Here is a 2,660-nt window from a genome sequence, read left to right as displayed (position 1 = left end):
TGGGCTGCGAAGCAGCCCCACCCGAGCCACTGAGTTGTTCCTGTTACACCGCATTCTTCCTCATCAGGACCGCTTCGCGCTCCAGCGCGGGCGGTGCGACGATTCGACAAGCCCGCTCACCACAACAACCCCGCCTGGCAAAGGTGGGTACGATGCCTTCAAGCTTCCTTCTCTTTCTCCAACCCACCCGACGCCCCCGTGACCACCTGCACACTCAGGCGCGGTGTGGCCAGATCCAACCCCGCCTCGTCCAGATGCCGTTTCAGCGACAGGTTGAACGCCCGCGATACTTCCCACTGTTTGATGGGCGCCGTTTTGAACCGTGCCCGCAGGATCGCGCTGCCTGACTCAAAACTCTCCACGCCCTGGATCTCCAGCGGCGACCAGATATTGCGGCGTTGCAGCGGGTCGTTGCGCATTTTCTGGCCGACATCGCGGATCAGTTTGATCGCGTTATCGATGTCCATGTTGTACGGGATCGCCACGCGGAAGATCGCGTAGCCGAACTCACGCGAGTAGTTCTTGATGCTCTTGATCTCGCTGAACGGAATGGTGTGCACAATCCCGTCGATATCGCGCAGGCGCACGGTGCGGATGGTCAGGCCCTCGACGGTGCCGAGGTGGCCGCCCACGTCCACGTAGTCATCGATTGCCAGGGAGTCTTCGATGATGATGAACAGGCCGGTGATCAAGTCCGCCACCAGCGACTGCGCACCAAAACCGATGGCCAAACCGATCACACCGGCACCGGCCAGCAGCGGCGTGACGTTCATGCCCATGTTCGCCAGGGCGACGATAGCGGCGATGATAAAAATGGTCACGAACAGCACGTTGCGGATCAACGGCATCATGGTCTGCGCCCGCGCATTGGCCAGGCCTTTGCGTGAGCGGGTGAGGGCGTGGTGGATCGCGGTGTCGCTGAGGATCCAGATCAGCCAGGCAAACAGCAGCGTGCCTGCCAGGCCGAACAGTTTGACCGCGATTTCATGCCCGTCGCCTTCGGTAAAGCCAATCAGCGACAGGCCCCAGACCCGCAGGCCCAGCTCGATAAACACCAGCCACACCACCAGGTGCGCCAGGGTGTAGATGAAGCTTTTCAGGCGCTCGGAGTACAGCGCATGGCGTTTGTGCCCGCGTTGCGGCTTGAGGGCATGGCGACGCACCAGGCCGTTGATCACCATGCACAACACCAGCAATACCGTACACAGCAGCGATTGGCGCAGGGCGGTGCTGGTGTCGCCGGCAGAGACGAACGTGGCAAACAGTGAAATACCCACCAGCAGCAAGGCCGGGATGTACCAGAACGAGCCGATGATCTCGATGGTGTCACTGAGGGCGCGTCGCGTGAGGCGGCGTGACAGCGGCTGGTTGCGGATCAGGTGGGCGATCGGCCGGCGAAAACGCAGGATAAACACGCCGGTGGACAGCGCCGCCATTACGTTGGCGACGGTTGCGGCGGTGTGCGACAGGTGTTGGCCCAGGGCCGTTACCAGGCGCGGGTCGCTCAGGGCTTCGCCGAAGGCTGCGAAGCTGCCGATCCACCACAGCGGACGAAACGCCTGGTGCCGCAGGATATACAGCGCACGATGGCGGTGCGGGCCGTCGAGCAGCGAGAAGGCGATCACGCAGATGGCCGAGAAACAGGTGCCGACCACCAACGCGTAAGCCAGCACCATCGCCAGGGACTTGCCCAGGGACGAGGGCAGGGCGTAACTCATGTACACGGTGATCACCAGCGCGATCAGCCACGGTCCCAGTTTGCGCAGGGCAAAGCGCACCATGTCCCAGGTGCGGGGGTGTTGCGGCAACTCTTCAGGCAGGCCGAAGCGCTCACGGACGCGGTGGCTGAGCCATATCAGCGCATAGGCCAGCAGGCTCCACACCGCCAGAATCAGCGCGAACCCAAAGATGATCGGCAGCCATTCGTTGGCCGGCAGCATCAACGCATCAAGTTCGTCCTTGGCCAGGTCGACCTCATTGGACCAGCGCCCCAGCGGGCTGTCGTTGCCGGAGAATTGTTGCTCCAGGGTCGACAGCGTGTTGCCGATGAGCCCAAGCACGCCTTGTTCGGCGGCCGGCTGGGCTTTTTGCGTGGCGGCGCGCAGCTTCTTCAGGTCGCTGAGCAGTTGGGTGCGCTGCTGGTCGTTTTCCAGGGTCTTGATCACCTCGTCCAGCGATTGGCCGAGGGGCACTTCTGCCTGGGGCTGTGACTTGTTGGAGCTGCCCAGCAGGCCGGGCAGGCCGACCGCCTGGGCAGACGCCAGCGGCAGCAGGGTGAGCAGGGCAATCAGCAGGTAGCAGGGCAGAGCAAACAGACGGGAAAACACGAGGCGTTCAACCTTGGAAACGACGGGTTGAGCGAGTGTACGAGTGCACGGGTCATTCGGCCAGTTTGGCGAGGATCTTGTACACCACAGTGCCGAGGATCAGCAGCATACCGATCCACATGCCGAACACACCGAGGGGTTTGTCGCGAAAATTGAAGCCGACTGCGAGCATGATCATGCCGATCAGGATAGGGATGAGCATGGTGTGGAAGGAGGACATGGAGATCATGGGACGACGGCCTTGTCGGAGTGGGAATACTGACAAGTCTAGGTCGGATTGCGGGAAGTGCAGGTGATATAGATCAGGTGTACGCAAAACCAAATGTGGGAGGG

The 2,660-nt window shown here is 61.9% G+C and carries 2 protein-coding genes; both read right to left on the bottom strand.

The window, feature by feature from the left end; translation table 11 throughout:
* Nucleotides 1–158: 158 nt before the first annotated feature.
* On the bottom strand, nucleotides 159–2,327 hold the full coding sequence (locus tag IQK56_RS13845) for a mechanosensitive ion channel family protein (RefSeq protein ID WP_122307563.1): 2,169 nt from the start codon (nucleotides 2,325–2,327) through the stop codon (nucleotides 159–161).
* A gap of 52 nt (nucleotides 2,328–2,379) precedes the next feature.
* A complete protein-coding gene (locus tag IQK56_RS13840; RefSeq protein WP_191632500.1) occupies nucleotides 2,380–2,556 on the bottom strand; it encodes a hypothetical protein in 177 nt (58 codons plus the stop codon).
* Nucleotides 2,557–2,660 lie beyond the last annotated feature (104 nt).

The sequence above is a fragment of the Pseudomonas cyclaminis genome (assembly GCF_015163715.1).
Classification (GTDB): Bacteria; Pseudomonadota; Gammaproteobacteria; order Pseudomonadales; family Pseudomonadaceae; genus Aquipseudomonas; species Aquipseudomonas cyclaminis.
Note: the sequence above shows the minus strand (reverse complement) of the source record. Positions and strands in the feature narration are given on the sequence as shown.

Excerpts from the sequence above, each read along its gene's own strand:
- IQK56_RS13840 (WP_191632500.1), bottom strand. The coding sequence starts at position 2,556 with ATGATCTCCATGTCCTCCTTCCACACCATGCTCATCCCTATCCTGATC.